Source organism: Cyclobacterium plantarum (assembly GCF_011290685.1).
GTDB lineage: Bacteria > Bacteroidota > Bacteroidia > Cytophagales > Cyclobacteriaceae > Cyclobacterium > Cyclobacterium plantarum.
On sequence record NZ_JAANYN010000004.1, the window covers coordinates 449,136 to 475,405 of the forward strand.

The 26,270-nt window shown below is 40.9% G+C and carries 25 protein-coding genes; 23 read left to right on the top strand and 2 right to left on the bottom strand.

The annotated features are described in order from the left end of the window. Positions 1-7 precede the first annotated feature (7 nt). The 7 genes from yidC to lepB all read left to right on the top strand — a co-directional run bounded on the left by yidC (position 8) and on the right by lepB (position 7,008). On the top strand, positions 8-1,828 hold the full coding sequence (gene yidC, locus G9Q97_RS11930) for a membrane protein insertase YidC (RefSeq protein ID WP_166147099.1): 1,821 nt from the start codon (positions 8-10) through the stop codon (positions 1,826-1,828). A gap of 365 nt (positions 1,829-2,193) precedes the next feature. Further along, on the top strand, positions 2,194-2,877 hold the full coding sequence (locus G9Q97_RS11935) for a metal-dependent hydrolase (protein ID WP_166147101.1): 684 nt from the start codon (positions 2,194-2,196) through the stop codon (positions 2,875-2,877). 6 nt (positions 2,878-2,883) lie between these two features. Further along, positions 2,884-3,663: a ParA family protein gene (locus G9Q97_RS11940; RefSeq protein WP_166147103.1), complete on the top strand. Its 780-nt coding sequence runs from the start codon at positions 2,884-2,886 to the stop codon at positions 3,661-3,663. A 14-nt stretch (positions 3,664-3,677) separates the two neighbouring features. Then, positions 3,678-4,586 carry a ParB/RepB/Spo0J family partition protein gene (locus tag G9Q97_RS11945; RefSeq protein ID WP_166147104.1) on the top strand — a complete coding sequence of 303 codons (909 nt, stop codon included), beginning with the start codon at positions 3,678-3,680 and terminating at the stop codon, positions 4,584-4,586. Between the two features lie 99 nt (positions 4,587-4,685). Beyond that, complete coding sequence (locus G9Q97_RS11950) at positions 4,686-5,195, top strand: DUF5683 domain-containing protein (RefSeq protein WP_317168756.1); 510 nt, start codon at positions 4,686-4,688, stop codon at positions 5,193-5,195. Beyond that, a complete protein-coding gene (dapB, locus tag G9Q97_RS11955) occupies positions 5,196-5,921 on the top strand; it encodes a 4-hydroxy-tetrahydrodipicolinate reductase (protein WP_166147107.1) in 726 nt (241 codons plus the stop codon). A 10-nt stretch (positions 5,922-5,931) separates the two neighbouring features. Then, positions 5,932-7,008, top strand: coding sequence for a signal peptidase I (gene lepB / locus G9Q97_RS11960; RefSeq protein WP_166147109.1), 1,077 nt, complete (start codon positions 5,932-5,934; stop codon positions 7,006-7,008). Positions 7,009-7,063: 55 nt separating this feature from the next. Here lepB and ung read toward each other — a convergent pair whose 3' ends face one another. Then, on the bottom strand, positions 7,064-7,726 hold the full coding sequence (gene ung, locus G9Q97_RS11965; protein WP_166147110.1) for a uracil-DNA glycosylase: 663 nt from the start codon (positions 7,724-7,726) through the stop codon (positions 7,064-7,066). Positions 7,727-7,798: 72 nt separating this feature from the next. Here ung and apaG point away from each other — a divergent pair, with 72 nt between their 5' ends. The 9 genes from apaG to priA all read left to right on the top strand — a co-directional run bounded on the left by apaG (position 7,799) and on the right by priA (position 17,196). After that, positions 7,799-8,185 carry a Co2+/Mg2+ efflux protein ApaG gene (gene apaG, locus G9Q97_RS11970; protein WP_166147112.1) on the top strand — a complete coding sequence of 129 codons (387 nt, stop codon included), beginning with the start codon at positions 7,799-7,801 and terminating at the stop codon, positions 8,183-8,185. A 106-nt stretch (positions 8,186-8,291) separates the two neighbouring features. Then, positions 8,292-8,969: an O-methyltransferase gene (locus G9Q97_RS11975; protein ID WP_166147114.1), complete on the top strand. Its 678-nt coding sequence runs from the start codon at positions 8,292-8,294 to the stop codon at positions 8,967-8,969. A 205-nt stretch (positions 8,970-9,174) separates the two neighbouring features. Continuing rightward, on the top strand, positions 9,175-10,098 hold the full coding sequence (locus G9Q97_RS11980) for a hypothetical protein (protein WP_166147116.1): 924 nt from the start codon (positions 9,175-9,177) through the stop codon (positions 10,096-10,098). 78 nt (positions 10,099-10,176) lie between these two features. Then, on the top strand, positions 10,177-10,548 hold the full coding sequence (gene rpsF, locus G9Q97_RS11985) for a 30S ribosomal protein S6 (RefSeq protein ID WP_166147118.1): 372 nt from the start codon (positions 10,177-10,179) through the stop codon (positions 10,546-10,548). Further along, positions 10,545-10,796: a 30S ribosomal protein S18 gene (gene rpsR, locus G9Q97_RS11990; RefSeq protein ID WP_048643752.1), complete on the top strand. Its 252-nt coding sequence runs from the start codon at positions 10,545-10,547 to the stop codon at positions 10,794-10,796. The genes rpsF and rpsR overlap by 4 nt, the downstream gene beginning before the upstream one ends. A gap of 39 nt (positions 10,797-10,835) precedes the next feature. Continuing rightward, positions 10,836-11,279: a 50S ribosomal protein L9 gene (gene rplI, locus G9Q97_RS11995; protein ID WP_166147120.1), complete on the top strand. Its 444-nt coding sequence runs from the start codon at positions 10,836-10,838 to the stop codon at positions 11,277-11,279. A gap of 344 nt (positions 11,280-11,623) precedes the next feature. Continuing rightward, positions 11,624-12,655 carry a GSCFA domain-containing protein gene (locus G9Q97_RS12000; protein ID WP_166147122.1) on the top strand — a complete coding sequence of 344 codons (1,032 nt, stop codon included), beginning with the start codon at positions 11,624-11,626 and terminating at the stop codon, positions 12,653-12,655. After that, positions 12,642-14,660, top strand: a complete 2,019-nt coding sequence (locus tag G9Q97_RS12005) for a thioredoxin domain-containing protein (RefSeq protein ID WP_166147124.1) — start codon at positions 12,642-12,644, stop codon at positions 14,658-14,660. The genes G9Q97_RS12000 and G9Q97_RS12005 overlap by 14 nt, the downstream gene beginning before the upstream one ends. A 19-nt stretch (positions 14,661-14,679) precedes the next feature. Further along, positions 14,680-17,196, top strand: a complete 2,517-nt coding sequence (gene priA, locus G9Q97_RS12010) for a replication restart helicase PriA (protein WP_166147126.1) — start codon at positions 14,680-14,682, stop codon at positions 17,194-17,196. Positions 17,197-17,222: 26 nt separating this feature from the next. Here the strand turns inward: priA and G9Q97_RS12015 are convergent, their stop codons facing one another. Continuing rightward, a complete protein-coding gene (locus tag G9Q97_RS12015) occupies positions 17,223-17,699 on the bottom strand; it encodes a YybH family protein (RefSeq protein WP_166147134.1) in 477 nt (158 codons plus the stop codon). A 152-nt stretch (positions 17,700-17,851) separates the two neighbouring features. Between G9Q97_RS12015 and G9Q97_RS12020 the strand changes: the two genes are divergently transcribed. The 7 genes from G9Q97_RS12020 to G9Q97_RS12050 all read left to right on the top strand — a co-directional run bounded on the left by G9Q97_RS12020 (position 17,852) and on the right by G9Q97_RS12050 (position 26,265). Continuing rightward, the gene (locus G9Q97_RS12020) at positions 17,852-18,865 is read left to right on the top strand and encodes a lipase family alpha/beta hydrolase (RefSeq protein ID WP_166147136.1); all 1,014 of its coding nucleotides are present in this window, start codon (positions 17,852-17,854) and stop codon (positions 18,863-18,865) included. A gap of 9 nt (positions 18,866-18,874) precedes the next feature. Then, positions 18,875-19,759: an acetoacetate decarboxylase family protein gene (locus G9Q97_RS12025; protein WP_187357722.1), complete on the top strand. Its 885-nt coding sequence runs from the start codon at positions 18,875-18,877 to the stop codon at positions 19,757-19,759. Positions 19,760-19,781: 22 nt separating this feature from the next. Beyond that, a complete protein-coding gene (locus tag G9Q97_RS12030) occupies positions 19,782-20,285 on the top strand; it encodes a hypothetical protein (protein ID WP_166147140.1) in 504 nt (167 codons plus the stop codon). After that, a complete protein-coding gene (locus G9Q97_RS12035) occupies positions 20,278-20,694 on the top strand; it encodes a patatin (RefSeq protein WP_166147142.1) in 417 nt (138 codons plus the stop codon). The genes G9Q97_RS12030 and G9Q97_RS12035 overlap by 8 nt, the downstream gene beginning before the upstream one ends. A 73-nt stretch (positions 20,695-20,767) precedes the next feature. Beyond that, positions 20,768-22,210 carry a patatin-like phospholipase family protein gene (locus G9Q97_RS12040; protein ID WP_166147144.1) on the top strand — a complete coding sequence of 481 codons (1,443 nt, stop codon included), beginning with the start codon at positions 20,768-20,770 and terminating at the stop codon, positions 22,208-22,210. Further along, positions 22,200-23,936 carry a metallophosphoesterase gene (locus G9Q97_RS12045; protein WP_166147145.1) on the top strand — a complete coding sequence of 579 codons (1,737 nt, stop codon included), beginning with the start codon at positions 22,200-22,202 and terminating at the stop codon, positions 23,934-23,936. The genes G9Q97_RS12040 and G9Q97_RS12045 overlap by 11 nt, the downstream gene beginning before the upstream one ends. Beyond that, complete coding sequence (locus G9Q97_RS12050) at positions 23,920-26,265, top strand: GMC family oxidoreductase N-terminal domain-containing protein (RefSeq protein WP_166147147.1); 2,346 nt, start codon at positions 23,920-23,922, stop codon at positions 26,263-26,265. The genes G9Q97_RS12045 and G9Q97_RS12050 overlap by 17 nt, the downstream gene beginning before the upstream one ends. The last annotated feature ends 5 nt before the right edge of the window (positions 26,266-26,270 follow it).

The window sequence follows — 26,270 nt, forward strand, 5'->3', positions numbered from 1 at the left end:
TTATATCATGGATAAAAATCAAGCGACAGGACTAATTCTTTTCGCAGCGGTAATATTGGTTTACTCACTTTTTTTTGCGAGCGACCCTGTACCGGTTACCGAACCCCAGCCCTCTAAATCCACCCAGGTTCAGTCCAAAGAAGCTGATGAGGATGACTTTACTGAATTTGAAGCGGATGATCAAACGGATAGTATTAAGAGCAAAGAAAATCTTCAAAAGTTTGGAGAATTTTCAAGCCTTACCAGTGGAGTGGAAGAATCCATTACTTTAGAAAATGAGAATATTAAGGTAACTTTTTCCAATAAAGGTGGAGAAATTCAACAGGTAGAGGTTAAAGGATTTAAGACTTTTGATCAGCAGCCATTGATATTGTTTGACCAGAAATCGGGAGACCTTGAATATGAGATCAATACCAGACAGGGAAAAATCGGCTTGAATGAACTCTTTTTCGAGGTTAGAGAATCTACCACAGAAGTAGAAGGTGTGGAGATCAATCAATTGATTTTTACCGCCAGGGTTGGATCCGGTAGTTTGGAGAGAATTTATGGCTTGCCTGCAAGTGGATATGAAATGAGTCACCTTGTACAGGGCAAAGGATTGAATGCCATGGTTTCGGACGATATCCTGACCATGAATTGGCGCAGCGAGCTAAAGAAGCTTGAAGAAGACATGGAAGAGTCGCGCAGGAAAACGTATATGAATTATTACACCCTTGCGGAAGATTACGACTACCTGACAACAGGAGATTCAGAAGATGCCCAGCAAATAGGGGAGCCCTTGAAATGGGTAGCCTTTAAGCAGCGGTTTTTTACAGCAGGCATTATAGCTGAAAATCAGTTTAACAACGGAAACCTGGCCCAGGAAACCCCATTGGATGCTTCCTCGGTGAAGAACATGTATGCAACTCTTTCTTTGCCCATGAATGAGGAAGTGGTCTACTATTTTGGACCGAACAATTATAAAATCCTCAAACAAGTCACCCCTGAGTTTGACAATAATGTGGACATGGGCTATGTTTTTGTAAGTTGGGTAAACAAATACATTATTGTCAACCTTTTCCACTGGCTGGAGAAATTTTTTGATAATTATGGGGTAATCATCATCCTGATTGTTTTTATCATTAAGCTGTTTCTTTTGCCATTGACTTACAAGTCCTATATAGGAATGGCCAAAATGAGGGTTATAAAACCTGAAATTGACGAATTGAAGGAGAAATACGGGGATGATCAGACCAAAATGCAGCAAGAGCAAATGAAACTCTTTTCACAGCTTGGCGTCAGTCCCATAAGTGGTTGCCTTCCCATGGTTCTGCAAATGCCTTTTTTGCTCGCCATGTTCTTCTTCTTTCCGAATTCCATAGAATTGAGGCAGGAATCTTTCCTTTGGGCCCATGACCTTTCTACTTACGATTCGATTTTGAACCTGCCTTTTACCATTCCGTTTTATGGGTCTCATGTCAGTCTTTTTACCCTGTTAATGACGCTTTCACAGATAGCGTACACACATTTTAACAATCAGCTGACAACAGCCCAAGGCCCCATGAAAAACATCGGTTACATCATGCCGGTAGTTTTCATGTTTGTGTTGAACTCTTTCCCGGCGGCTTTGAGTTTCTACTATTTCGTTTCCAATATGGTCACCTTTGGACAGCAGGCATTGATCAAGCAATTTGTAGATGATAGCAAAATCAGAGAAAAAGTTGAAGAGAGCAAAGCTAAAAATGCCAATAAGAAAAAATCCAAGTTTCAAATGAGGATTGAGCAAGCCATGAAGGCAGCAGAAAATAAAAAGACCGAACCTAAAAAAAGAAAAGGCAAGCAAAAGTAAGCTGTTTTGCTTCGAGAATCAGGGCTTGATTGGTTTCAAATGGGTTTAATTGTCTGAAAGCGGCGGTACCTTGTACCGCACAGCAGGTCAGGAAAACCTGAGCAGAAGCTGATTTTGATGAATCACAGCAGTTTGGATAATCAAATATTTCTGTGACGCTTGTTTTAGGCTTGATTTCATGCCTCCTTTGGAGTCCTTTTCATCTTCATAAATCGGCTGTGATTGGGTAATTACAGGTCACCTAAGCGACTTATCAATAATTATTCATGAGTTTTCCACGAATTGATGTGGAAAAGTAGCTGTCCATAGTTCCGATTTAAATGATATATTTGTAAAGCCATGAGGAAAAGGAAAATCAAATTTATATGATTGAACTCAAGTATTTTGGTCATTCAAGCTTTATGACCAGGATTAAAGGAATTGAAATATTATTTGATCCATTTATTTCACCCAATTCACTGGCTTCGGCTATCAATGTAGATGAAATAAATCCGGAATATATTTTAATTACCCATGGACATGAAGACCACGTGGCTGATGTGGAAAGGATTGCAAAAAACAGTTCTGCCATGTTGGTATCCAATTTTGAAATCATTACCTGGTTTCAGGAAAAGGGAATTAAAAACGTGCATCCCATGAATCATGGGGGAAGTAAGGCTTTTGATTTTGGAATTGTAAAATATGTGAATGCCATTCACAGCAGTACCATGCCGGATGGGTCCAGTGGTGGAAATCCGGGAGGATTTGTCATTTCCTCCGACCAGGGAAATTTTTATTTTGCCGGGGATACCGCTCTTACCTATGACATGAAATTAATTGCAGATTCATTTGACATAGATTTTGCTGTATTGCCTGTAGGAGATAACTTTACGATGGACATTAAGGATGCCATCAAGGCAGCGGATTTTGTCGGTACGGATAAAATCATAGGAATGCACTATGACACCTTTCCATACATCAGGATCAATAAATCAGAGGCAAAACAATTGGCTGAAAAAGCCGGTAAAAAATTGTTCTTGCCTGAAATAGGGGAAAGTATTACGCTATAAGAAATAATGGGAAAAGTAATTGCTATTGCCAATCAAAAAGGAGGAGTGGGTAAAACCACTACGGCCATGAATCTGGCGGCCAGTTTGGCTGTTTTGGAATACAAGACGCTGGTGATCGATGCAGATCCCCAGGCCAATACTACTTCTGGATTAGGGTATGATCCTAAAAGCATTGATACCAGCATTTATGAGTGTATGGTTAATGAAAATGAAATCGAGGAGATTATCATTTCAACCGAAATTGACCACCTGGACCTTGTTCCTTCCCATATTGATTTGGTAGGAGCAGAAGTCGAAATGGTTAACCTGGAAAACAGGGAAGAAAAAATGAGAGCTGTTATCAGTAAAGTCAGGGAACGATATGATTTTATCATCATTGATTGCTCACCCTCCCTGGGCTTGATCACAATCAATGCCTTAACAGCAGCCAATTCGGTGATAATACCTGTTCAATGCGAATACTTTGCATTGGAAGGCCTGGGCAAGCTATTGAATACCATCAAGATCATTCAGACCAGACTCAATCAGGATCTGGAGATAGAAGGCATTCTCCTTACAATGTATGATGTCCGGTTAAGGCTTTCCAACCAGGTGGTAGATGAGGTTAAAATGCATTTTAAAAACATGACCTTTGAAACCATTATTCCAAGAAATGTAAAATTAAGTGAATCCCCAAGTTTTGGTATGCCGGTTGTGGCTTTTGACGCCACCGGAAAAGGTGCGGTGGCCTACCTGAACCTGGCCAATGAAATAGCTACTAAAAATGGAATGGCTAAGGTTAATTGAATATAATACAAAAAATGGCTGTCAGTAAAACTAACAAGAAAAGAGGGGCATTGGGAAAAGGTTTGGGTGCTTTGTTGCAGGATTCTCCCCAAAAAGGGGAGAGTGGAGAAAACCATCCCATAGCTGGTATTTTCGAAATTCCCCTGGGACAGATACAGGTAAACCCGTTTCAACCCAGAACTCATTTTGATAAAACCGCACTAGAGGAATTGGCGGAATCCATTACCGTTCAGGGCATCATTCAACCCATTACGGTTAGGAAGCTGGCAGAAAATGAATACCAGCTTATATCCGGAGAAAGAAGGTACCAGGCTTCAAAAATGGCAGGTTTGGATAAAATTCCTGCTTACGTCCGGCTGGCCAATGACCAGCAAATGCTGGAAATGGCACTGATTGAAAATATCCAGAGGGAAAATTTAAACGCCCTGGAAATTGCCCATTCCTACCAGAGGCTTTTATCTGAGTGTGACCTGAAGCAAGAGCAGCTGGGAGACAGGGTCGGTAAAAACCGGACTACTGTAAACAATTACCTCAGGTTGTTGAAATTGCCACCTGATATTCAGGCGGGAATCAGGGACCAAAAGATTAGCATGGGTCATGCCAGAGCCCTGATCAATATTGAAGATGTGGATAAACAACTTTCCATTTTCAAGAGAATGATCACCGAGGAGCTTAGTGTAAGGAAAGTAGAAGCCCTTGTAAAAGATTTGAGTGAAGGCAAGGAAAAAAAGGAAGTTGCATCCAAGTCCAACACTGATCCGGTAAAAAAATACGAGATCAACAAACTGCAACAGAAACTTGCTTCCCATTTTGGCACCAAGGTCTCCTTAAAGGCAGATCAGAAGGATAAAGGTGAAATAAAAATTCCTTTCCACTCCACCAGCGATCTGAACAGAATTTTGGAAATTCTCGATTTGATCTAAGTGAAATGTCTGTTCAATCATCCGCAAATAAAGTCATGTGGTAAAAATTTCTTTGCCTGTTGCCTGCTATTTGCTTTTTGTGTCCTGCTGGAACAAAACGTGAAGGCCCAGGAACAAGATACCTTGCTGATAGAACAAGATACTTTACAGTCGGAGGCCCCTTTAAATGTTAAAGATCCTAAAAAAGCGCTGTTTTTGTCATTGATTTTGCCTGGTGCAGGGCAGGTTTATAATGAGAAAGTCTGGAAATTACCTTTACTTTACGGTGGAGTAACCACCGCTGTGTATTTTTTGGGATTCAATAACAGAAGGTACCAGGAATTTTTGGTTGCTTTGGATATTGTAAGAGAAGGAACAGAACCCAGCCCGTTTCCCAATTTAAATGAGGATGGAATCATAAGAAATGTAAATTACTGGAGAAGGAACAGGGATGCCATGTACATGGTATTTGGAGCCATCTACGCATTAGGAGCAGTAGATGCATTTGTAGATGCCCACCTCTCCAGTTTTGATATCAGTGAAGATTTGAGTTTGAAATTTGAACCCTCAATAGAGCCAGTGCTCGCCAATGGCAGCAGTATTGGGGTTTCTGTAAAATTTAGTTTTTAAATGAACATATTGATTTTAGGCTATGGCAAAATGGGTAAAATAATCTCCCAGTTAGCCATGAACAGAGGCCACCAAATTGTGGCAAAAATAAACATTGAAAATGTGTCTGATCTGGAAAACCTGGATAGGGACAAGGTAGATGTGGCCATTGAATTCAGTCAGCCGGATGCAGCCGTAGGGAACATAAAATGGTGTTTGGAAAATGATGTCCCGGTAGTGGTGGGGACTACCGGTTGGTTAGACCACAAAGATGAGGTAAGTAAGTGGTGTAAAGAAAAAAACGGATCACTTTTTTACGCATCTAATTTTAGCATTGGGGTCAATATATTTTTCAAGGTCAATGCGTTTTTGGCCAGGTTAATGCAAGACCAAAATGCATACCAGGCATCGGTAGAAGAAGTTCACCATACGGAGAAAAGGGATGCCCCAAGCGGAACGGCCATTACACTGGCTGAAGGTTTGATTCAAAACAACAACAGGTACAGGGATTGGAAATTACGGGACGAAGAAGAACCCTTAGCGGAAGGCACACTACCCATTGTATCAAAGCGCATCGATCCTGCACCGGGTACCCACATCGTACAATATGTTTCAAAAGTAGATGATATCACCATACAGCACGAGGCCCACAGCAGAGAGGGCTTCGCGTTAGGCGCAGTAATGGTTGCTGAATGGTTGCCCGGCAAAAAGGGTGTTTTATCAATGAACGATTTTTTGGACTTTTAACTATAAGAAAATGAGTCAGGAAAAAAAGAAAAAATCAGCTGCCAGAGAGTGGGTAGATGCCTTGTTATTTGCTGTTATTGCAGCAAGCCTTATCCGTTGGTTACTTTTAGAACCATTTACCATTCCTACAGCTTCCATGGAAAAATCTTTACTGGTTGGGGATTTTCTGTTTGTTAGTAAAATGCATTATGGAACCAGGGTGCCCAAGACCATCCTTCAGGTACCATTGACACACCAAAAAATTTGGGGTACAGAGATACCTTCCTATTCTGAAGCGGTTCAACTTCCCTATTACCGGCTTCCGGGTTTTACTTCTATCAAAAGGAATGATGTAGTGGTTTTTAACTATCCCGAAGAATTTCAATATCCTGTAGATTTGAAAACCAATTATATCAAAAGGGCCGTGGCAGTTCCGGGCGATGTCATTGAAATCAGGGAAGCCAGGATTTTCATAAACGGTGAGCCCGCTGAGACACCGGAAGAAATGCAATTCTCTTATGATGTCATGACCAATCGGCCATTGAATGCAGAGTTTTTTGACCGTTATGGAATTAATCCGGACAGTTATTTTCCCTTTCAGGATAACTCAGGCTATTTTATTTTTGCAACGGATGAAATGGTTTCCGAATTGGAAAAATCCCCAGCTATTGCTTCCGTTACGAAAAGGTTAAACCGACCAGGACAGGGCGATCCCAATATTTTCCCGGATGGGGCCTACTATAACTGGAACAAAGATAATTTTGGTCCTTTGGAAATCCCTGCAGAAGGTCAGACCATTACATTGAATGAAGACAATGTTAGACGATATGGGTATACCATAGAGAAGTTTGAAGGACATGAAGATATCAATATTGATGGAAATGAGCTCTTTATCGATGGAGAAAAACAGGAAAGTTATACTTTTCAGCAAAATTACTATTTCATGATGGGAGATAACCGCCACGATTCCCTGGATTCCCGCTTTTGGGGCTTTGTTCCTGAGGATCATGTAGTAGGAAAGGCCTGGTTTTTATGGCTTTCCCTGGAAAAACACAAATCCATGTTTAATAAAATCAGGTGGAGCCGCTTCTTTAAATCCATCGAGTAATCCTACCACAGTGACAAAACACAGCCCTTTGGTTTTTGGCCAAAGGGCTGTGTTTTTACCAATTGATAGGTTGTTGACCATTTTTGATCAGGTAGTCATTGGTCTTGCTAAAATGCTGGCAACCAAAAAATCCCCTGTGTGCGGAAAGCGGGCTGGGGTGAGGGGCATGTAGTTTGAGATGTTTGGTGTCCGAAATCATTCCTGCTTTTTTTTGGGCATAAGCACCCCATAACATGAATACCAAATGCGCTTTATTTTGCGCCAGTTTTTTGACAACGGCATCAGTAAAATTCTCCCAGCCCTTCTGTTGATGACTTCCTGCTTTATGGGCTTCCACTGTTAAGGTGGCATTGAGTAGCAATACACCTTGTTTTGCCCATTTTTCCAAATTGCCATGTGATGGCAGAGGAATGTCTAAGTCATTTTTAAGCTCTTTGAAAATATTAAGCAAAGAGGGTGGGAAGGAGACACCTTCCGGAACGGAAAAAGATAAACCATGTGCCTGTCCCGGCCCGTGGTAGGGATCCTGACCCAGGATGATGACCTTGACCTGATCCACCGGGCACAAGTCAAAGGCCCTGAAAATATGTTCACCTTTAGGGTAAATGGTATTGGTCTGGTACGCAGTTTTTACAAAAGTCACCAATTCTTTAAAATAAGGATTTGAAAATTCCTCTTCCAGCAGTTGTTTCCAACTATTTTCAATTTTGACGTTCATTTATATGTTTTATCTTGGTATATTTGTTTTGGCAATTCAAATTTCGAATAAGTTTTGGTATTTAAAAACAGCATGGTAACCGCAATTACTGAAGGTGTAAAGGTAAGCGTAGAAGCTAATTACCAAAAGGGTTTTTCCAATCCCGGTCAGCACCATTTTGTTTTTACTTATAAAGTGACCATTGAAAATCACAGTAATTTTACCTTGCAATTATTGAATAGGAGATGGGAAGTGTACGATGCCGCATCCGAGGTAAAGATTATTGAGGGCGAGGGAGTGGTAGGACAGCAACCAGTACTGGAGCCTGGTGCCACACATGCTTACATTTCCGGATGTAACCTCAAGTCGGGAATGGGTAAAATGATGGGGCAGTATACCATGGAAAAGCAGGTAGATGGGAAGCTCTTGACTGTGGCCATTCCGGAATTTCAACTCATTGCCACCGTTTTTGATAATTGAAATACCAAATATGTTTTTCCATTTTTGGGAATATATTCTTTATTTTCTAAAAAAAGAAAACAGCCATAGCATCCATTCCCCTTTCATTTTTTACTTGTACCAAAACTTGAAAACCTACCTTAGACAAAACCGGAAGGGGGATACTTCCATTGAATCCATAAGGTATGGCTATCTACATTCAAACCTCAAGGTCAAAAGTACTGATTTAGGTGCCGGTTCCAGGTGGTTTGGAAAGGGAAAAAGATCCGTGTCGAAGATCATGAGAAGAATTGGTACACCTCTTAAATTTTCGTTGATTTACAGTTTTCTATGCAAACAAACCCCGGCAGCGATTGTATTGGACCTGGGGACTTCTCTGGGCGTAAACACAGCCTATTTGGGCCGGCAGGTCAGAGGGAAACTTTATAGCTTTGAAGGGGACCCGGAATTATTGGCTTTAGCTGGAAAGCACCTCAGCCAATTTCCACAGCTGCAATTGATAGAAGGGGATTTGGACCTTACCTTGCCGGAAGTTTTGAAAGACTTGTCTTCGGTCGATTTTGTTTTGATGGATGCCAACCACCAATATGAGCCTACCCTTACTTATTTCGATGCCATTTTACCCAAATTGCATGACAAAAGTATTGTGGTAATTGCGGACATCCATTGGTCCGGAGAAATGAAAATGGCCTGGGAAAAAATAAAAACACGACCAGAAATTGGATCTACGATTGATTTTTTTGACTGTGGGGTATTGTTTTTCCAGCCTGCCACATTTAAAAGTCATTTTGTATTGGAAATATAAATGTTTTATGATTTTACATTTTGACTACTCCCTACAATTCATAAATTTGTTTGGGCTTCCATACGTAAATTTAAATAAGGACTTGTTTATTGAATTGGTCTGATAATTGAGGCATGATTTGTTTGGAGTTTGAAAGCAGGTTTTATAATCGAAACTCAAAGAGATAAATAAGGATTAAAATTTAAATAATTGATTTCCAATTGCTATGACAAAAGAGGAGCTGCCTGAGAATAATCAAAATGGTACGGAAAAAGGAAAAAATATTCTGATCATCGTCCTGATCATTTTGGTATTGCTTAGTGGTTGGAGGCTTTGGAATGACCACAGGGAAAAATCTCAAAAGAATGAAGAAATATTGATTCTAACCGAGGAAAACAGTGATCTGAATATCCGCCTGGATTCCATGACCTATCAGATGGATTTAAGAATTCAGGAAATCGAAAAACTCGGTGGAAATGTGGATTCCCTGCTGCAGATCAGAGAGCAATTGGTCAGGGAAAGACAAAGGGAAAGGAGCAGGTCAGCAGCAGAAATAGAACAATTAAATTCCAGAATAGATGCTTATGGCAAGATGTTGAGTGAAAAAGATGCTGACATCATCAGGTTAAGGGAACAAAACGTACAGCTTTTTACAGAAAATGAGGAGTTGAAAACCGATAAGGCGGAGGTTGAGGAAGAAGTAGTCAAACTCAACATTGAAAAGGAAGAACTGGAGGAAAAAGTTACTATAGCATCAAAACTAAAGGCTGAGAATATTATTGTTTCGGCGGTGAATTCCAGAGGCAGGGAAAGGGAAGACGAATTCAGAAACAGACAACTGACCAAGTTAAAGGTTTCATTCAATATTGCGGAAAATTCAGTGGCACCTGAAGGTATCCGGGATGTTTATGTACAGGTGCTCGCCCCAAATGGGCAGGTTATATTTGATATTGCCAAAGGCTCGGGAACTTTTGAATTGAATGGGAAGGAGGAATTTTATACCTCAAAGCAGGATTTTTTATTCAATAATACCCGTCAACAGTTGACTTATTATTATGAAAAAGGTTCCGAATACGACAAGGGAATCTATGCCGTAAAGGTTTTCTCCGAAGGATCGGAAATAGGGAAAGGTACTTTTGAGATAAAATAAACCCTTTTATTTTTGTTTATCTGTCTATATACCTTAATTTTGCAAACTGTTTTAAAATAATAATAAAAATTTAAAAGAATGTTCCAAAAAAATTATGAAACGGTATTCATCCTTACTCCCGTTTTGTCTGAAGTTCAGATGAAGGATACCGTAGACAAGTATGTAGGCTTGTTAAAAGAATTGGGAGCAGAAATTGTTAATGTGGAGAACTGGGGGCTTAAGAAATTGGCCTATACCATTCAGAAGAAAACCACAGGGTTTTATGTGATGGTTGAATACACAGCAGATCCTACGGCTATCAAGAAATTTGAACTTGGTTTCAGGAGAGACGAAACCGTTTTACGCTTTCTGACCACTGTCATGGACAAGCATGGCATCAAGTACGCAGAGAGAAGAAGAAAAGGTGAATTCAATAAAAAATCTGAAGCTAAGGAGGAGCCAGCAAAATGACATTAAAAAACGAACCAATCAACAGAGAGCAAAACAGGAAAAAATACTGTAGATTTAAGAAATTAGGTATCAAGTATATTGATTACAAAGATCCTAACTTTTTGTTGAAATTTGTAAATGAACAGGGTAAGATCCTTCCCAGAAGACTTACAGGCAATTCCGCAAAATTCCAGAGGAAGGTCGCTCAGGCTATTAAAAAAGCCAGGCATTTGGCCTTATTGCCTTACGTAGCAGATGGCTTGAAATAAGGTCAACTGTATCCTTCACCTAATTAAATTATTACAATAATGGATGTTATCTTAAAAACAGATATAAAAGGACTTGGGTATAAGAATGACCTGGTGGATGTAAAACCTGGTTATGGACGTAATTACCTTATCCCACAAGGATTTGCGGTTTTGGCTACCACTTCCAATAGAAAAATATTGGATGAAAATATCAAACAAGCAGCCCATAAAGCTGAAAAAATCAAGACCGAAGCCGAAAATATCGCAGCGAAACTGGAAAAAATCACCCTGGAAATAAAAGCCAAAATTGGCGATTCAGGTAAAATTTTTGGAAAAGTTACCACTTTACAGCTTTCTGACGCATTAGCCGAAAAAGGTATCGAAATAGATAGAAAAAAGATTTCGATCAACCAACCGGTTTCTACTGCAGGCGAATATGAAGCAGAGGTTGACCTTCATAGGGAAGTCAAAACCAATGTTAAATTTGAAGTTGTGGCAGAATAAATCCAGACTTCATTCAACGAATAAACTAAAAAAGCCAGGTTTTTCCTGGCTTTTTTAGTTTAAAGATTTTTTTCGGATCAGGTATAAGTTTGATTTACAACTTATTACATATTGGGTAGGGCTGAAATTACCAGAAAATCTGGCAATTTGGATATTCCACGTCCATTTTGAAGTTTAAAACTTCAAGGATTGATTTTGTGGAGGGATCAGCATGCAATACTTTTGACCAGCGTCATCAAATTCCCAGTGCCTGGTTTGGGTTTAATGCGGTCAAGGTGTTTTTCTTTTTAATGAACTTTTCTACCTGCCTGTGTTTGTTTAATTTGCTGTTAATTAAAAGAAAAATGAAAAGTTTCAGAACCGAATTTGGTATTCTTCCCAGTCCGAAATGTATCAACCATGAGGGTAAACTCCTTACGGTAGGTTCCTGCTTTTCGGAGGTGATTGGCGAAAAGTTACACCTGCATAAATTTCGTGTTCTTGTAAATCCATTTGGGATACTGTTTAATCCCATTTCTATTTTTAAATTACTTTTGCTGGCACTTGAGAAGCAAAGCCCAGAAGGCAACCTATACCTGACCCGGCATGATAAACATTACCATTTTCAATTTCATTCCAGAATCAGTGCAGATCATAAGGTTGATCTTAAAGACTTGCTTGATCATACGCTTCAGCAGGTAAATGACTGTATCAGAACAAGTAGCCACCTAATGGTTACCTTGGGCACAGCATTCGTTTTCCGGCATTTGCCTTCCAATAGCATTGTGGCCAATTGCCACAAGCAGCCAGCAAAAGATTTTAGAAAGGAACTTTTAACATTCGAGGAAATGATCCTTGTATTTGAAAGTTTTTATCAAGAGCTAAAAAGGCATAACCCCGGGATTCAAATTGTGCTCACAGTAAGCCCTGTACGGCATATCAAAGATGGAATACCTCAAAATCAGGTTAGTAAAGGTCTGCTGAGAGTGTTTTGCGACTTGATGGAAAAGCGCTACGAAGATGTCTATTATTTCCCTGCCTATGAACTTCAAATGGACGATCTCAGGGATTATAGGTTTTATAAAGATGACCTGATTCATCCCAATGCTACCGCAGAAAATTATATTTGGGAGAAGTTTAAAGATGCATTTTTTGAACAGCCTACTATTGATATATTGCATGCCCTGGATCAGGTTCAAAAAAACCTAAACCACAGGCCATTTGAACCCTTATCTGAGAGCCATTTTGAATTTTTAAAGCACCTGCTGCAAAAGATGGAACGCATGCCGGCCGGTCTGGATTTTTCGGAAGAGAAAAAAGGCATAATGGAACAAATAAAGCAAATTGAGGACTTTAGGCAAACAGAAAAATCTAATTCAGGAAATGAAAGCGAATAAATTAATCAATAGCAAAAGTCTGTATTTATTACAACATGCCCATAATCCTGTTGATTGGTATCCATGGGGAGATGAGGCCTTGCAAAAAGCCAAAAAGCAGCAAAAACCCTTGCTGGTAAGCATAGGCTATTCTGCTTGTCATTGGTGCCATGTAATGGAAAAGGAATCTTTTGAAAATCAGGAAGTGGCTGATTTGATGAACAAGGATTTCGTCTGTATTAAAATTGACAGGGAGGAACGCCCTGATCTGGATAACATTTACATGGAAGCCGTACAGGTGATGGGTTTACAGGGCGGTTGGCCCTTGAATGTATTTTTAATGCCTGATCAAAAACCTTTTTATGGTGGCACCTATTTCCCAAAAGACCAATGGATGAAAGTGTTATCCGGCATATCCACTGCATTCGTCAAGCAATATAAAGCGCTGAATGAAAGTGCTCTTGGGTTTGGCAATAGCCTTAACAGGTCATTGACGGAAAAATATGGACTCCAATCCAATGATTCGCCATTTTTGGCAAATGAAATCATTACAATTGCCAGGGAATTGATGGAGGGATTTGATCCACAATGGGGAGGAATGAGTCGGGTACCCAAATTCCCCATGCCTGCTATCTGGAGCTTTCTATTGGACATGGCCATTTTGAACCAGGATAAAGAACTGGGTAAAAAAGTTTGCTTCACCCTGGAAAAAATCGGAAGGGGAGGGATCTATGACCAGCTTACTGGTGGATTTTGCAGGTATAGTGTAGATGGTGAATGGTTTGCACCTCACTTTGAAAAAATGCTTTATGACAACGGACAACTCCTTAGCCTGTATGCCAAAGCTTTTCAATACAGCCAGAATGGGTATTTTAAAGAAAAAGTAGTAGAAACAATTCATTGGCTCGAAAATGAGATGTTGGATTCTGCAGGTGCTTTCTATGCTGCCCTGGATGCGGATAGTGAAGGCAAAGAGGGGAAGTTTTATACCTGGACATTTGAAGAACTTCAAACCTTGCTAAAGGATGATTTTGATTGGTTTGCCAGTCTGTATGGCATCAAAAAAAATGGAAATTGGGAATCGGGAGAAAATATCCTTTTTCAGCAAAAGAATTATTTCGAAATGGCAGAATCTATGGGATTATCAGAAGCCGATTTCCAACAAAAACTGAAGGTAACCAAGAGAAAATTAATTGAATACAGGAATCAGAGAGAAAGGCCGGGACTGGATGATAAAATCATTAGCGGCTGGAATGGCTGGGTCATTGATGGATTAAGCCAGGCATTCCTTGCACTGGGAAACGTTACCTATAAAAATCTAGCCAATTCAGCGGGCGAATTCATTTGGCAGCGGATGGTGAAAGGAGGGGAGTTGTTTAGGAATTTTAAAGGTGGAGAAGCGTATACTTCTGCATTTTTGGAAGATTATGCCGCAGTCATTAAAGCTTATATTTCTTTATATACCATCACCTTTGATCCCAAATGGTTATACAGGGCGGAACAGTTGCTGGAAAGGGTGCTGGAAAGGTTTCTGGATAAATCAGACAGCTTGTTTTATTTTAATGACCCTGCAGTTGAGCAATTGATAGCGGACAAAAAAGAGGTTTTTGACAATGTCATTCCTGCCTCTAATTCTGTGATGGCCCGGAATTTACATCAATTGGGTTTGTATTTTTACAGGGATAAATACCTCAACCAGGCTGAAAAAATGATACAACTTATCCAGGATTTACTCCGGAAAGAACCGTCCTTTTTGGCCAATTGGGCCAATTTTTACCTGGAAAAAACTACCCCTACTGCGGAAATTGCCGTGACAGGCCCCGGAGCAGAGGAAAAAGCTTTGGCCTTCCTGGCTGGCTACCGGCCTAATTTGGTCATTTCAGCATCCTCGGGTGATTCAAAATTGCCCTTATTGCAAGACAAACCCATGATAAAATCTTTGTTTTATGTGTGTTTCAATAAATCCTGCAAACAGCCCGTGGAAGAGGTAGCGGATGCCCTGAATCAATTGCCTTACTTAAGCTGACCGTTAAACTCTTTTTGCTTTGGAAGATCTTTTCGCCAATCAATATCCTGCTGCCAATTCTAAAAACCTCTATGCGGATATCATATTACCTGTACCGATTCCTAAATGGTTTACCTACAGCGTAGGACTGGACATACAGGATCAAATTGGCATTGGTTATCGGGTTATGGTCCAGTTTGGCAAGAAAAAGATATTGACTGGCATTGTGGCCAAGGTTCATCAAAAAGCACCTGATGTTTATCAGCCCAAACCCATATTGGATTTACTGGATGATTTTCCAGTGGTCAATGCCTTACAAATTAAATTCTGGAGTTGGATGTCATCCTATTATTGTTGCCATATAGGAGAAGTCATGAATGCCGCTCTTCCCAGTGGATTGAAACTTTCTACTGAGAGTAAGGTGCAGGTGCATCCCGACTTTGATTTCGATAATCCTGGCTTTCCTATGGATGACCGGGAAATATTGCTGTTAGAAACCTTGAGCAAGCATGATGAAATGAATGTGGAACAGTTTGACCAGTTATTGCCTGGCAAAACAAGCCATAAAATCATCAAAAGCTTATTGGGTAAGGGGGCCATTTTGGTCTATGAATCTGTAAGGGAAAAGTACAGTCCAAAAACCGAACAGCGGGTAAGGCTTACTTCAAAGTATATAAAGAAGGAGGGCTTACTGGAAAGCCTTTTTGAAGACCTTAAGGGTAAAGAAAAACAGGAAGCAGTCCTTCTGAAATACCTGCAGCAGGTTTCCGTTTTTCAAAAGCCGGAAGCGAATGCCAAAGGCCTGGAAAAAAAGGTATTAACAGATCACGGGTGTTCTCCAAGTTCCATTGATACCCTGGTTAAAAAGGGAGTGCTGGAATCTTTTAAAGTGCTGGTCAGCCGTTTTGAAGTCCCATCGGTGTCGGATCATGGGATTGAGCTTTCTCCTGTTCAGGGGGAGGCACTGCAGCAAATCCACGCGCAGTTTGAGGAAAAAAATACCATACTGTTACAAGGAATAACAGGTTCAGGTAAAACGGAAATCTATGCGCAATTGATCCAGGATGTGCTTCAAAGCGGTTCACAGGTTTTGCTGCTATTACCGGAAATAGCCCTGACGACTCATCTGGTACACCGTTTGCAAAAAATTTTCGGAGATAAGATGGGTGTCTTTCATTCCAAATATTCTGATAATGAAAGGGTTGAAGTATGGCAGGGAGTACTTAAGGGAAAATATAATTTTATCATTGGTGTAAGGTCTTCCTTATTCCTTCCCTTTGACAGTCTGGGCCTGGTCATTGTAGACGAGGAGCATGAAAGTTCATACAAGCAGTTTGACCCGGCCCCACGATTTCAGGCCAGGGATGCGGCCATAATGTTGTCCTGGATGCATCAGGCCAAGACCCTTTTGGGTACGGCCACTCCATCCTTTGAATCTTATTATAATGCCCAAAATGGTAAATATGGATATGTTAAAATAGATAAACGATATGGCAATGCCGAACTTCCCCATTTTTTTCTCGCCGATATTCTTCAGGACAAGAAAAAAAACTTACTGAAACTGGATTTTACCCGCTTGCTGAGAGAAAAAATTCAGACCACTTTGAACCGGCAGGAGCAGGTACTCATCTTTCAGAACAGGAGAGGTTATGCTCCCTATATTTCCTGTGACGAATGTGGATGGATACCGGAATGTGAGCATTGTGATGTAAGCCTCACCTATCACCAATATCAGGATGAGTTGAGGTGCCATTATTGTGGATTCAAGGAAAAAGTCCCGATTTCCTGCCATGCCTGTGGCAGCCAGAAGATAACAACCGTGGGAACTGGCACCGAAAGGATAGAAGAAAGTCTGAGCTTGTTATTTCCCGAGGCAAGGATTGCCAGAATGGATCTGGATACTACCCGGAGCAAATATGGGTATCAGAGAATTTTGGAGGAGTTTTCTGCTGGAAATGTGGATATACTCGTAGGCACTCAAATGATTACCAAAGGACTTGACTTTGACAAGGTTTCATTGGTGGGAATCGTGGATGCGGACCGGATTCTTTTTTACCCGGATTTCAGGGCAGGGGAACGGGCTTTCCAGCAAATTACCCAGGTAGCAGGCAGGTCGGGTAGAAGAGATAAAACCGGTGATGTGATCATTCAAACAAGAAGGCCTGATCAATTGATATTCAGACAGATAATTGCTGGAAATTACAATGACTTTTACCGGTTGGAAATGGCGGAAAGGAAACAATTTTTTTATCCTCCTTTTGTGAAAAATATTAAAATCATTACCAAGCATAAGGATTTTAAAACCGCAGAAACTGCAGCCAAATTCCTCAAAAATTTATTGATGGATATAGCGGCAAAAAAGATCATTTTGGGCCCTGAAAAATCCCTGATTGGTAAAATTAAAAACCTCTACCTGTTTGAAATATGGATCAAACTGGACAGATCTGGAAAGGTACAGCAATTTTTTAAGCAACAGCTCATGGATAGAATCGCAGAGCTTCAGGCAGATAAAAGGTTTCGAATGGTCCGTTTTTTGGTAGATGTAGATCCCTATTGAATTCCGGAATAAATGGATGCAGTCAATTACTCGTTACCATTCCAAATATCGTGGGTCGTTTTCCAGCTACCGTCGGCCTGCCTTTCCAGAATATTCAAATATTTGGAAGTTGAATGGAGGGTATCCCCCGTAGATTTTTCGTAAAGGGTGACTTTAGCAAAGCCTCTTCCATAAGCCAGGTTACCATCTACTTTCACCTGCTCATACCCGCTTTCCAATTCGGTATGGTACCGGTCAAATATTTCCTGGTAGTATGCCTCTACGGCTTGTGGTCCAATCTTTGTTTCAGTGGCAGGCGCCATTAAAAAAGCTCCTTCTGTGAAATAACTGGCTATGGTCACCGCGTCTCCCGAATTAAAAGCATCGGCCCGGGCCTTGCTCATTGCGGTAATGGCTGCAATATCTTCCTCCACATTCCCATCGCTAATTTGGGGAGTAAAGAAAAGGTATAAACCAATGAATGCAATGAGGATGACAATGATTATAGGGAATAGAATTTTCATGCCTAAGGTTTTTAAAAAGCAAAGGTAAGTTTTTTACTGTTTACAGAAAATTAACTGGTAAGAACTCCCGGGAATAATGTTGAAAATACTCTTTTTTTTGTATTTATTAATCATGATATTTTGTTAAATTAACAGAATCAAAAATAATTGTGATGAATCGGTATTTTGAGACAATAGAATTTGATGCTTTGGATGGATTTAAATGTGATTTAAGGCGTCTGAAATCTGATAAGGCCACCAATGGGCCTGTCCTACTGGTTCATGGGGCTGGAGTAAGCAGTAATATTTTTAATCCACCTTCAGAAAACAATATCATCCATCAACTCGCTGCTGAAGGATACGATGTTTGGCTGGAAAACTGGAGGGGTAGCATCAACCTGGAACCCAATGAGTGGGATTTAGACCAGGTCGCCCGAAACGATCATCCGGCTGCGGTGAAGAAAATTGTCGAGATCACTGGTGCCAGGGAAATTAAAGCGATCATACATTGCCAGGGAAGTACCAGTTTTATGATCTCAGCCGTAATGGGCCTTCTTCCTGAGGTAAAACTGATAATAAGTAATGCCGTTTCCCTTCATCCCGTAGTACCATTTTTCTCCAAATTTAAACTGAATGTTTTGATGCCTGTGGTCAGCCGGTTTTTTAATTACCTGGACCCACAATGGGGTTTGTATCCACCAGATTTGAAATCAAAAATCATTTTGAATTTGGTCAAAGCAACCCATTGGGAGAATGATACAAAGGTAGGTAAGATGGTAAGCTTTACCTATGGTTCCGGATTTCCCGCACTTTGGGAGCTCGAAAATTTAGATGAAAAAACCAAATCCTGGATACAGTATGAGTTTGCCCACGTGCCGCTTTCTTTCTTCAGGCATATAAAAGAATGTATTCAATATGGAGCATTGAAAAAATTGAATGATAAAAATAATGATTATGTAACTGGTCCACCAAAGACACAGGCCAGGTTTGTATTGTTTGGGGGAAAAAAAAACAAGTGTTTTTTGCCTGAAAGTCAGGAGAAAACCTTCCAATATCTGGAACAATTTAAGCCTGGATTTCATAAATTATACCTCTTAGAGGGGTATAGTCATTTGGATGTTTTCTTCGGTAAAAATGCACATGTAGATGTGTTCCCTAAAATGATTAGTGAATTGGAACAGGGTTAAAAATTGATTATGCCTCCAAAAAGAATCAAGCGATATAAAGGTAGATATGCTCTTGTAGATGGTATTCCGTACCAAATGCCCGTTAGTTCTTCAGAATCCCCTGCATTGATGGCTGGTTTTTCCTGCGATTGGGAAAAAGCCAATGCTTTATTGCCAGGGAATGAAATCCATGCCATGAAATTGCCCAATGGACGGGCAGCGCTGTTGATTACGGTCATCAATTATCTGCAAACAAGTATTGGAAAATACATTGAATACAGCATCGCCATTGCCTGTACACATGGTGCAAAGCCAGCTCCCAGATTTTTGAATGCCTTATTGCTGGGTCATTATGGTACAGGACAATATATCCTGGATTTACCGGTGAGCAGTGAGATTTCGGTTAAAGGAGGAAAAGGGATTTGGGGCATGCCCAAGCATCAGGCCAATCTGGACTTTATAGAAACTTCCGATACGGTAAGCAGTCAATATGAAAAGGATGGACAATTTGCCTTTAGAATAGAAATTGAAAAACCAAAATCCCCTTCCATCAAATTGAAAGTTGGCGCAACCAACTATTGCAGGTTCAGAAACATGCTCATGGCTTCTTACATTTATTTTGAAAGCAAAGCCGGTATCAATTTATTTGGCAAGGCCAGAGGAAGCCTCTTTATCGGTGATCATCCCAATGTGGCCAAATTGAGGGATTTGGGAATCAATCCCGATCCGTTTTTCACTACATACATGCCAAAAACCAATGGCATCCTGGATGATCATTTTCAGTGCTGGTTCATGACATATGAAGCCCCACCTGATGCGATGCCAGAAGGCCTGGAAACCGTTTATCCCCTGGGACATGGAGAGGAATGGTTAACACCACCTGCTTTTACGGATTACGAGAAATTTCGCATATAACACCTAAACCTTTCAAAACGCTATGGATTCGGTAAAAAAAACATTTATAGATATCAGCAATGCCTATATATTTTTCTGCGCCTCCATGTATTTGGGCATGTTCTGGTCGCTGCATTTTTTTTGGTTTCCAAATTATCCCAAAACCTTAACTCTGGAAAATTACTACAATGCCATAATCCCCCAGACCGACCTGGCTACCAATTTTTTCTTTATCACCATACCCATTATGGCTGCAGCACTGGTAGTCATGTTGGTAACAGAATGGAAAACAGGCCTGCGATGGGTTCCCTTATCCTGGATTCCCGGTCTCCTGATACCCGTGATTGTGCAGCAGCGGTACATAGAAGATATCAACAACCAATTTAAAGCAGGATTACAGGATGAAGCTACACTTCAGGTATTATTGGAGGAGTGGATGTGGCTCAACGATATAAGATGGGTCATTTTGACCATCATGTGGGGTATCACGATGTACTTTTTTATCGCAAAGGCCAAACCTAACTATCGAATTAAAGACCATGGATAATCAGGAAAAAGTTTTCGGTATATCTCCACGCTATGTGGAACTGTTGGTGGTTTTGATAGCTTTTATCACCCTGATATCAGGGCTAATTCAGCTGCTTTCCCCATCTACGGTATTGGGCCTGATTGGCAGGTCCGATCCCACTGCGGAATCCGCTCACTTTTTTGCCATTGTGGGTATGTTCATGGCATTGTTTGGCGGGATGGTTTTGCATGCTGTTTATAGTGCGGTTACGAACAAACAAGTGATGCTCTGGACAGCCTTTCAGAAGTTTGGGGCATTCATCGCTGTATCCGTTGGTGTGTTTCAGGGATTATTTTCCATCCTGGCCATGTCCGTGGCTTTATTTGATTTATTCTCCGGAGTTGTATTTTTGATGTATTTAAAAGTACTGAACTCATGGGAAAATTGAGCTATAAAATCATTAGGCAGAATTATCCTGATTCCGGTATATTAAAGACAATGGTGTTTTATTATCGGTTCATATGTTGATTGAGAAAAACGATACCGAACATAAAAACCGAAAAGCCCTGGTACTTGCAGGAGGAGGTATAAGGGTGGCTTATCAGGTAGGAATACTTAAGGCCATGGAAGAGAATGGACTTACCTTTAATCTTGTGGATGGAACATCGGGAGGTATATTTAATGCTGCCATGCTGGCATCCGGCCATGCAGTGGACAAAATGATTGACAAGTGGAAAAGTTTGCCCATTAAATATTTTGCCTCCCTGGCCAGGTTCAGTGATTACCTGACCCCATGGAAATTAAAGGGTTTAGGAGATGCAGACAATATACAAAGAAAAGTGCTGCCTCATTTTGAGGTTGAGGTGGATCGCATTAATAAACTGGATTTACCCATTTCTTTTTCTTTGTGCAATTTTTCCAACAAAACGGTACAGGCCATACCGGCAAGAGAGGTCAAAGAAAAACATTTGTTGGCGGGAGTTTCCCTGCCCATTTTAATGCCCGCCTTACAGGTGGGAAAGGACTGGTTTATAGATGCTGTTTGGGTCAAAGATGCCAATTTGATGGAGGCTGTCAGAAGGGGTGCGGAGGAAATATGGTTGATTTGGGGAATAGGTAATTACCCTAGTTATTTTTCTGGTGCCTTGCACCAATACGTGCATTCCATTGAAATGAGTGCCAACGGAGCACTATGGGAAGAATTTGAACAAATCAAGTTGATCAACAGAGCCATCGAAAAGGGGTATAGCGAATTTGGACAGCAGCAAAAGATTAAGGTTTTTATTATCAAACCCAATTTTCCACTTCCCCTTGATCCCGAACTTTTTTTAAGGAAAATAACCAGCAGGGATTTGATCAATATGGGATACCAGGATGCCAAAAGATATTTATTGACAAACCAGAATACCGGTGAAAAATTGGACAAGCAGGCTACCCAAACCAGAGATGCTGGTGATTACCTGGCTATCCGGCTTCAATATACAGGTAATCTGTTATTTAAAGACAAGTTGGAAAAAGTTAAATATTATGTTCTGCTGCGCTTTTCTGTTTTAGAGTCCCTGGAGCAATTGGAGGTATATTCCAGTGTCTATTTAGGATATTACAATAAAGAATTTTTGGGAGGCAAGCATGAGGTTAGCGTAAAATCTCTGGGAGCCTTTTTTAACCTTGAGACCACAAGTACCCTGACCATTGAAGGTAGGGAATATACCATGATTGCCAATATTCATTGTAAGGGACCCTGGTATTGTTTGGCAGGATTGGATTTTAAGACTGCAGAAATCATTTTATACCCCAGGCATGAAGCAGATCCAAAAGTCCTTATGGAAGGAAGGTTATATCAATCCTTAGGCTCTAGGCTGAATGCTGGCTGGAATGCGCTTGCCAAAAAGAAAAATGGGGCGAGGGGTGGAATAAGGTTTAAATTTAATTTGATAAAAAATATGTTACAGCATGAAGTTTGATAAAAAACCAATGGTCAATTGGTATGATCCAAAACAATTGGCTTTTACCGCGGTGAAGACCGTTTTGTCCTCAGTTTTTGGGAACTTTGCTGACAGGAGGGAATTGCAGGCTGCTTTGGATAAGGAAACCAAATTTTTTGACTATTCCCACAAAGAGGAGCTTTGGGTAGATTTCATTTCTGATCTCGGAGATGGTTTTAACCCCACCTATACTTTGGCGGAGCTTTTATCACGAGAAGTCCTTACTTTGAGGGGGAAACCCATTAAGCGAGGGGATGTGCTGATAATGGGCGGAGACGAAGTTTATCCTACTCCAGAAAAAATTGAATATGATAACAGGCTTCGGGGTCCATTTCAGGCCGCTTTTCCCAAGAAGGAGGGAGATATGGACCGGCCTGATTTATTTGCCATTCCCGGCAATCACGACTGGTACGATGGCTTGACCAATTTCCTAAGGCTATTTTCACAAAAGAGATCACTGGGAAACTGGCAAACCCGGCAGAGCAGATCTTACTTCGCTTTAAAATTACCCCATGACTACTGGATCATTGCAATTGATGTACAACTGAATGCTGATATAGACTACCCACAGATATGCTATTTTAAAGAAATTGCAGAGAAACATTTTAATGAAAGAAGTAAAATCATTTTATGTACCTCCGAACCTTCCTGGGTTTATAAATCTTTTGATTCGAAAAGCGAATCCTTTGACCGATTACAGTTTTTTATTAACAGGGTATTATTCGGAAAAGGGGAAAAAGGGTATGAAGAAAAAAATAAAACCATACAGATAAAAGCCATTTTAACTGGGGATCTGCACCATTATGCCCGCTATGAACCCAAGGAAAGCCCGGACGGAACCTGCCAATTGATCACTGCAGGGGGAGGGGGTGCTTTTATGCACCCAACTCATACACTGAAGCAGCAAATCTCAGGACTAGATGGGGAGACGGCTGAATTGAAAAAGGTTTTTCCGTCAAAAGAAGCCTCGGTAAGTCTGAGTTTCCTTAATTTGTTATTCCCTTATTTCAGTCTTACCATGCTCTTTTTCTTTGGATTATTCCATGTGTTTACCTCCTGGATCCTACAAACCAAACTGGATGCCGGAGTCTCTTTGATGGAGAAATTGAGTAAACTGGATGTTTTTGGCGGTCAGGTTGTTGATTTCTTCTATGCGATAATCCAGGGATTAAGTCACCTTCCAGGTGCCTTGTTTCTAAATCTGCTGCTTTTTATTGGGATAGTTCTTTTTTCAGATGTAAAATCCGGAGCTAAAAACTGGAATTATCTGGCCGGACTGGTTCATGGACTGCTACACTTGATCAATTTTTATTTTCTTCTTTGGCTATTTTCCAGGATCAACCTTTTTCAGCTGGGTTTAGGAATAAATGACCCACAGCAAATATTCCTGTTTGTTGTTGAAATGGTGCTTGTCGGTGGGATTATTAGTTCAGTTTTATTTGGCCTGTACCTGACCTTTAGTGTAGTGGTATTGAAGAATCACATTACTGAAGCTTCTTCATCTTATCGCTGGGAGGGTTATAAAAATTTCCTTAGAATTTCAGTTTCTCAGGAAGGACTCACCATTTTTCCTGTAGGTTTGAAAAACGTACCATCGAACTGGGAAAATGTAGGAACAGAGGAAGAGCCCCGGTTTGAAGGAGGGGATATACATTATGAGTTAATTGAGGATCCAATATTTATAAAAAATGAAAAGATTAGCTAAACCATTGACTTCGATCAAGCCGAGCTATGACTATGTGGTCATAGGTTCCGGTTATGGCGGCAGTATTGCTGCTTCAAGAATGTCGCGATGCGGGCAATCTGTCTGCCTTTTGGAAAAAGGAAAAGAATTTTTACCAGGAGAGTTTCCTCAAACCTTATTTCAAGCCTCCAACGAGATGAATTTCGTAGGAGGGAAGTCCGTCGATCTGGAAAAGAATGGCTTGTATGAGTTTACCATGGGTAATGGTATCAACGTATTCAAAGGCTGTGGCCTGGGGGGCACATCTTTGGTAAATGCCAATGTGTCCATTGAACCGGAATCCAGAGTAATGGAAGACCCCGCCTGGCCTGTGGCCTTGAGGGAAGATCTGGATTCATTTAAATGGGGCATAAAGCAAGCCTGGGAAATGTTAAAGCCAAATCCCTACCCAGAGAATAAAAACGGATATCCAAAACTGGAAAAAACTGCTGCCATGAGGAAATCTGCAGCCCACATGTCTGCCCCTTTCCGGCTTTTGGATATCAATGTGAATTTTGAAGACAAAATCAATCATGTCGGAATAAAACAAGCAAAATGTACCAATTGTGGGGATTGTGTGACCGGTTGCAATATTGGCGCTAAAAACACCACGGCGATGAATTATTTGCCGGATGCCTTTAACCATGGAGCAGAAATTTTTACCGAAATCAATGTCAGGTATATCAAAAGGAACAAGGATATTTGGCAGGTATATTACCACCCGATCGGAATTGGAAGGGACAATTTCGATGCCCCTTTGATGTTTGTTCAAGCCAAAAATGTAATCCTGGGCGCAGGTTCTCTGGGTTCAACAGAAATCCTTCTCAGGTCAGCAAAAATGGGATTAGTGGTTTCCAGAAAACTGGGTGAAAGATTTACCGGGAATGGGGATGTTTTAGGGTTTGGATACAACAATGAACACCGCATCAATGGCATTGGTTTGGGAAAGAAAGGCACTGACAGCATCGCCAATGTGGGTCCCTGCATTACAAGTGTGATAGATTTGAGGGAAAGGGAAGAGCTGGATGCGGGCATGACCCTGGAGGAAGGAACCATTCCGGGCCCCATCCGTGGGCTCATGCCAAAGGCACTCTTCGCTTTTGCCAGACTGGCCGGTAGGGATACCGATCGGGGTATCAAGGATTACCTAAAGGAAAAATGGCGAGAGATTCGGAGCCTGTTTTTGGGTCCTTTTCATGGTGCCCTGGCAAGGACACAGGTTTATTTGGTGATGACCCATGACGATGGGAATGGAGTACTTAAAATGGATGAGGCGGACAAATTGAACATCAGCTGGCAGGGAGTAGGGAAGCAGGATATTTTTAGAAAGGTAAATGGAGAAATGTACAGTGCTACTGAGGCTCTTGGTGGAACTAAAATACCCAATCCCACCTGGAATAAAATGATGAACTATGATTTGGTGACGGTGCATCCCCTGGGAGGATGTGGCATGGCAGACCAGGCCGCTTTGGGGGTAGTAGATCACAAGGGACAGGTTTTTGCAGGGCAAGAGGGAAACATGCTACATGAAGGATTATATGTCATGGATGGCGCCGTAATTCCCAGGCCAGTAGGTACCAACCCTTTACTCACCATAAGTGCTTTGGCCGAAAGGAGTTGTAAGCTAATTGCTGATGAAAAGGGTTATCAGCTGAATTACGAATTTTCAAATGCTACTGATATTCAGGATGGCCCTACTCCGCTGGAAACAGGAGTACAGTTTACCGAATCAATGAAAGGGTTTATTGGTATGGGAGAGACAGGGGATTATGAAGCGGGATTTATCAAGGGGAAGAAGGAAAATACCAGCTTTGAATTTACCCTGACCATACAGACAGAAGACATCCGGGAATTTGTGGAAAGTGAAAACCATCCCGGAAAAATGCTGGGCACCATGATGGCACCTGCCATCTCCCAGGAACCGCTGAGTGCTTACAATGGGGTTTTCAATTTATTTATCACCGATGAAAACAATGATTCAAGAAAAAAAATGAATTATACGGCTGAGTTGATCAGCAAAGAAGGAAAGTCTTATTATTTTGAAGGTTATAAAGATATTTATAATGACAGCGTGGTGGATGCCTGGAAAGACACCACAACCCTGTTTATTTCAGTTTATGAAGGAAAGGATTCCAAAGGCCAATTGCTGGGGAAGGGAAAACTGGTCATAAAGGTTGCTGATTTGTTGCGACAACTGAGAACAGTCAAAGCCATACATCCCAAAAGTAAAAGCGATGGGCTATCCGCCATTGCTACTTTCGGGAAATTCTTTGCAGGAAATGTCTTTGAAACCTATCTGGGGTTGAAATAAGATAA

What these genes read in the sequence shown, in the direction of transcription:
- G9Q97_RS11945 (WP_166147104.1), top strand. Translation starts at nt 3,678, where the DNA reads ATGGCTGTCAGTAAAACTAACAAGAAAAGAGGGGCATTGGGAAAAGGT.
- lepB (WP_166147109.1), top strand. Translation starts at nt 5,932, where the DNA reads ATGAGTCAGGAAAAAAAGAAAAAATCAGCTGCCAGAGAGTGGGTAGAT.
- G9Q97_RS12035 (WP_166147142.1), top strand. Translation starts at nt 20,278, where the DNA reads ATGGATAATCAGGAAAAAGTTTTCGGTATATCTCCACGCTATGTGGAA.
- G9Q97_RS12025 (WP_187357722.1), top strand. Translation starts at nt 18,875, where the DNA reads ATGCCTCCAAAAAGAATCAAGCGATATAAAGGTAGATATGCTCTTGTA.
- G9Q97_RS12050 (WP_166147147.1), top strand. Translation starts at nt 23,920, where the DNA reads ATGAAAAGATTAGCTAAACCATTGACTTCGATCAAGCCGAGCTATGAC.
- G9Q97_RS12045 (WP_166147145.1), top strand. Translation starts at nt 22,200, where the DNA reads ATGAAGTTTGATAAAAAACCAATGGTCAATTGGTATGATCCAAAACAA.
- G9Q97_RS12030 (WP_166147140.1), top strand. Translation starts at nt 19,782, where the DNA reads ATGGATTCGGTAAAAAAAACATTTATAGATATCAGCAATGCCTATATA.
- G9Q97_RS11935 (WP_166147101.1), top strand. Translation starts at nt 2,194, where the DNA reads ATGATTGAACTCAAGTATTTTGGTCATTCAAGCTTTATGACCAGGATT.
- rplI (WP_166147120.1), top strand. Translation starts at nt 10,836, where the DNA reads ATGGATGTTATCTTAAAAACAGATATAAAAGGACTTGGGTATAAGAAT.
- G9Q97_RS12000 (WP_166147122.1), top strand. Translation starts at nt 11,624, where the DNA reads ATGAAAAGTTTCAGAACCGAATTTGGTATTCTTCCCAGTCCGAAATGT.
- G9Q97_RS12005 (WP_166147124.1), top strand. Translation starts at nt 12,642, where the DNA reads ATGAAAGCGAATAAATTAATCAATAGCAAAAGTCTGTATTTATTACAA.
- G9Q97_RS11940 (WP_166147103.1), top strand. Translation starts at nt 2,884, where the DNA reads ATGGGAAAAGTAATTGCTATTGCCAATCAAAAAGGAGGAGTGGGTAAA.
- dapB (WP_166147107.1), top strand. Translation starts at nt 5,196, where the DNA reads ATGAACATATTGATTTTAGGCTATGGCAAAATGGGTAAAATAATCTCC.
- yidC (WP_166147099.1), top strand. Translation starts at nt 8, where the DNA reads ATGGATAAAAATCAAGCGACAGGACTAATTCTTTTCGCAGCGGTAATA.
- G9Q97_RS11980 (WP_166147116.1), top strand. Translation starts at nt 9,175, where the DNA reads ATGACAAAAGAGGAGCTGCCTGAGAATAATCAAAATGGTACGGAAAAA.
- apaG (WP_166147112.1), top strand. Translation starts at nt 7,799, where the DNA reads ATGGTAACCGCAATTACTGAAGGTGTAAAGGTAAGCGTAGAAGCTAAT.
- G9Q97_RS12015 (WP_166147134.1), bottom strand. Translation starts at nt 17,699, where the DNA reads ATGAAAATTCTATTCCCTATAATCATTGTCATCCTCATTGCATTCATT.
- G9Q97_RS12020 (WP_166147136.1), top strand. Translation starts at nt 17,852, where the DNA reads ATGAATCGGTATTTTGAGACAATAGAATTTGATGCTTTGGATGGATTT.
- G9Q97_RS12040 (WP_166147144.1), top strand. Translation starts at nt 20,768, where the DNA reads ATGTTGATTGAGAAAAACGATACCGAACATAAAAACCGAAAAGCCCTG.
- rpsF (WP_166147118.1), top strand. Translation starts at nt 10,177, where the DNA reads ATGTTCCAAAAAAATTATGAAACGGTATTCATCCTTACTCCCGTTTTG.
- ung (WP_166147110.1), bottom strand. Translation starts at nt 7,726, where the DNA reads ATGAACGTCAAAATTGAAAATAGTTGGAAACAACTGCTGGAAGAGGAA.
- rpsR (WP_048643752.1), top strand. Translation starts at nt 10,545, where the DNA reads ATGACATTAAAAAACGAACCAATCAACAGAGAGCAAAACAGGAAAAAA.